The following is a 3,735-nucleotide window of genomic DNA, read 5'->3' as shown; positions in this document are numbered from 1 at the left end:
GTCTTCGGCGAGCTCTACCGGCACGGCGCGGAGTGGAAGTTCCGCGCCGTCGGCCAGGGCTACGCCTCGGGCCTGGCCGGCATCGCCTCCGACTTCGGCGTCAACGTCTGACCCGGACCGACCGCGCCGCCGGGACCGACCGCGTCTGGCCGGGCCCGGCGGCCGCCCCAGCAACCGACCGGGAGACCATGTGGCCGACCCGTCCCGCCTCCGCCCGGACGACCGCGCGGACTTCGAAGCCGTCCTGCACCACGCGCTGGGCACCGCGGACGTCCGTGGCGCCCTGGGCGCCGACCCGACCGGCCGGGCGGCGGCGCACCTGCGCGCCCACGCTCTCGCCCAAGCCGACGACATCGCGGCGGCGGCCGAGCGGCCGTACCGCTCCTACCTGGCCGTCCGCAGGGCCGCCCGGCACGAGGCGCGGAGCCTGCTCGGCGCGGGCAGTCCGCTGCCGGCCCTCGCGGTGCTCACGCCGCTCGTGGCGGGCACGTCCGCCGCGGCACTGCTCCTGACCGGCGGTCTGCTCCGCCTCGCGGACGCCCTCGGTCCGTTGTCCGGGTCGCTCGTCGCGGCCGGCTGGAGCCTGGCGCTCGTGGCGGCCCTGACCGGCCTCGTCACCCTGGCCGCCGTGCTGCACACGACCCTGCGCCGGCGCGGCGTGCCCCCGGCCGCCGACCAGGTGGAGCACGCCCGGCTGGTCTGGCGGCAGGAGCTGCTCGACCGCGGGATGCTGCCGCATCTGCGCCGGCACCTGGGGCCGCATCCCGGGATGGCGATCACACCGTGCTCCCCGCCCGATACGCTCACGCCGTGCCCGGCCCGGGCGAGAGAGGACAGGACACCATGTTCGGACTGAGCGAGCTCGCGATCATTCTCATCGTCGTCATAGCCGTCATCGGGATGAAGAAGCTCCCCGAGCTGACCCGCTCGGCAGGCAAGGCGACCCGCATCCTCAAGGCCGAGGCCCGCGCGGCGAAGGACGAGGAGGCCGGGACGGCCCCCGCGCCGCGGGTGGTCCAGGGCGAGGTCGTCCCGCCGGGCACCGGCACCACCCCGCCCGGCGCCCGGCCGGCAAACGCCCCGGACCACCCCTGATCCTTGCCCTGACTACAGCGTCCGCTCCAGGCGGTCCGCCACGAGCCTGACGAAGCGCGCCGGGTCCTTGGGCTGGCCGCCCTCGGCGAGCACCGCCAGGCTGTGGAGCAGCTCGGCGGACTCGGCGAGCTCCGTACGGTCCTCCTTCGCCCGGTACGCCTCGTGCAGCCCCTTCACCAGCGGGTGGCCGGGGTTGAGCTCCAGGATCCGCTTGGTGCGCGGCACCTCCTGGCCCATCGCCCGGTACATGTTCTCCAGGGCCGGGGTCAGGCCATGCGCGTCGGAGACGATGCAGGCCGGGGAGACCGTGAGCCGCGTGGAGAGGCGGACTTCCTTGATGTCCTCGTCGAGCCGCTCCCGCATCCAGCCGAGCAGCCCGGCGTACTCCTCGGCTTGCTTCTCCCGCTCCTCGCCGGTCTTCTCCGCGCCCTCGGCGTCGAGGTCGATCTCGCCCTTGGCGACGGACCGCAGCTTCTTGCCCTCGTACTCGCCGACCGCGTCGGCCCAGACCTCGTCGACGGCGTCGGTGAGCAGCAGCACCTCGATGCCCTTGTCCCGGAACGCCTCCATGTGCGGAGAGTTCTCGATGCTCTGCCGGGACTCGCCGGTGATGAACCAGATGTCGTCCTGGCCGTCCTTCATCCGCTCCACGTACTGCGCGAGCGTGGTCGGCTCGTCGGCGGAGTGCGTGGTCGCGAACGAGGAGACGGCGAGGATGGCGTCGCGGTTCTCGGGGTCGGTGACCAGGCCCTCCTTCAGGGCGGTGCCGAACTCGCGCCAGAACGTGGCGTAGCGGTCGGCGTCCTTGGCCATGAACTCCTTGACCGTGGAGAGCACCTTCTTGGTCAGCCGGCGCTGCATCATCCGGATGTGCCGGTCCTGCTGGAGGATCTCGCGGGAGACGTTGAGCGAGAGGTCCTGCGCGTCGACGACGCCCTTGACGAAGCGGAGGTAGGGCGGCAGCAGCGCCTCGCAGTCGTCCATGATGAAGACGCGCTTCACATAGAGCTGGACGCCTCGCTTGAAGTCCCGCGTGAACAGGTCGTGCGGGGCGTGCGAGGGGACGAAGAGCAGGGCCTGGTACTCGAAGGTGCCCTCGGCCTGGAGCCGGATCGTCTCCAGGGGCTCGCGCCAGTCGTGGCTGATGTGCTTGTACAGCTCGTGGTACTCGTCGTCGGACACCTCGGCGCGCGAGCGCGCCCACAGGGCCTTCATGGAGTTCAGCGTCTCGGGCCCGGGCGCGTCCTCCCCCTCCCGGGTCTCCGGGACCATCCGGATCGGCCAGGTGATGAAGTCCGAGTAGCGCTTGACGATCTCCCGGATCGTCCACTCGGAGGTGTAGTCGTACAGCTGGTTCTCGGGGTCCGCGGGCTTGAGGTGGAGCGTCACGGAGGTGCCCTGCGGCGCGTCGTCGACCCTCTCCAGCGTGTACGTCGCCTCGCCGCGCGACGTCCAGCGGGTCCCCTGGCCCTCGCCGGCGCGCCGGGTCACCAGCGTCACCTCGTCCGCCGCCATGAAGCCGGAGTAGAAGCCGACCCCGAACCGGCCGATGAGCCCCTCGGCCCCGGCCGCGTCCTTGGCCTCCTTCAGCTCCTCCAGGAACGCGGCCGTCCCCGAGTTGGCGATGGTGCCGATGAGCTTGCCGACCTCGTCGTACGACATGCCGATGCCGTTGTCCCGCACGGTGAGGGTGCGGGCCTCCTTGTCGACGTCGAGCTCGATGTGCAGGTCCGACACGTCGGCGTCGAGGGAGTCGTCCCGCAGCTTCTCCAGACGCAGCTTGTCGAGCGCGTCGGAGGCGTTGGAGACGAGCTCCCTCAGGAAGACATCCTTGTTCGAGTAGACCGAGTGGATCATCAGCTGGAGCAGCTGACGTGCCTCTACCTGGAACTCAAACGTTTCGGTCGTCATGGTTCGCGAATCCCTCACAGGTCCCACAGTCGCCTGAACTGGTGGCTGTCACTGTAAAACACCAAGTCAGGCCCGCGCCCCGGAAGTCAGACGAGGTGGGCGAAGACGACCAGATTCTCGGTGTAGTCCCGGGCCTGACGGTCGTAGGAGCCGGAGCAGGTGATGAGCCGGACCTGGGCCCTCGGTGTGTCGCCGTAGACGCGGTCGCTGGGGAAGGCGTCCTTCTCGAACGACTCGGTGGCGTCGACGGCGAAGGTCGCCTTACTGCCGTCGGCCCGCGCCACCTGGAACCGGTCGCCCTTCTTGAGTTCGTTGAGTCCGGCGAACACGGCCGGGGCGGTCGTGGTGTCCACGTGCCCGGCGATGATGGCGGTGCCGGGTTCCCCGGGCGTGTGGCCCTTGGCGTACCAGCCGACCAGATTGGTGTCGTTCGGCGGCGGCGGCTCCAGCTGCCCGGAATCGTTGATGGCGAGAGCGGTGAAGGGCGCGTCGACCGAGATCTTGGGGATGAGCAGACGGACCGGCCGGGACCGCGGCAGATGGGGGCCGGACGCGCCGGGCCGGTGGGGTGCCGCGGACGGGGACGGCGTGTCGGGCAGGTCGGGAACGGCCGAGGCTGCGGCCACGGCGGGCGGCGGGCCGGCGGTGTCCGGCGACTCGCCGCGGCCGCCGACCAGGTTCACGGTCGGGACGAGCGCGGCCACCACCCAGAGCACCGTCACGACGCGG

The 3,735-nt window shown here is 71.4% G+C and carries 5 protein-coding genes; 3 read left to right on the top strand and 2 right to left on the bottom strand.

Annotated elements, in window-relative coordinates; translation table 11 throughout:
* The 3 genes from ABZ281_RS42070 to ABZ281_RS42060 form a co-directional block, all read left to right on the top strand.
* On the top strand, window positions 1-111 hold a 111-nt coding region (locus ABZ281_RS42070; RefSeq protein WP_356663251.1), incomplete at its 5' end, for a TerD family protein.
* A gap of 79 nt (window positions 112-190) precedes the next feature.
* Window positions 191-856, top strand: coding sequence for a hypothetical protein (locus ABZ281_RS42065; RefSeq protein ID WP_356663247.1), 666 nt, complete (start codon window positions 191-193; stop codon window positions 854-856).
* The gene (locus ABZ281_RS42060) at window positions 844-1,095 is read left to right on the top strand and encodes a twin-arginine translocase TatA/TatE family subunit (protein WP_356663245.1); all 252 of its coding nucleotides are present in this window, start codon (window positions 844-846) and stop codon (window positions 1,093-1,095) included. Before ABZ281_RS42065 ends, ABZ281_RS42060 begins: the two co-directional genes overlap by 13 nt.
* 12 nt (window positions 1,096-1,107) lie before the next feature.
* Here ABZ281_RS42060 and htpG read toward each other — a convergent pair whose 3' ends face one another.
* Together htpG and ABZ281_RS42050 are read right to left on the bottom strand one after the other, a co-directional pair.
* A complete protein-coding gene (gene htpG, locus ABZ281_RS42055) occupies window positions 1,108-3,006 on the bottom strand; it encodes a molecular chaperone HtpG (protein WP_356663243.1) in 1,899 nt (632 codons plus the stop codon).
* 86 nt (window positions 3,007-3,092) lie between these two features.
* Window positions 3,093-3,728 (bottom strand): class F sortase, encoded by a 636-nt coding sequence (locus ABZ281_RS42050; protein WP_356663249.1) that lies wholly within the window; start codon window positions 3,726-3,728, stop codon window positions 3,093-3,095.
* Window positions 3,729-3,735: the final 7 nt, after the last annotated feature.

Source organism: Streptomyces sp. NPDC006265 (assembly GCF_040613555.1).
In the GTDB taxonomy this organism is placed as follows: Bacteria; Actinomycetota; Actinomycetes; order Streptomycetales; family Streptomycetaceae; genus Streptomyces.
The sequence above is the reverse complement of the archived record's forward strand: the minus strand, read 5'-3'. Positions and strand labels throughout refer to the sequence as shown.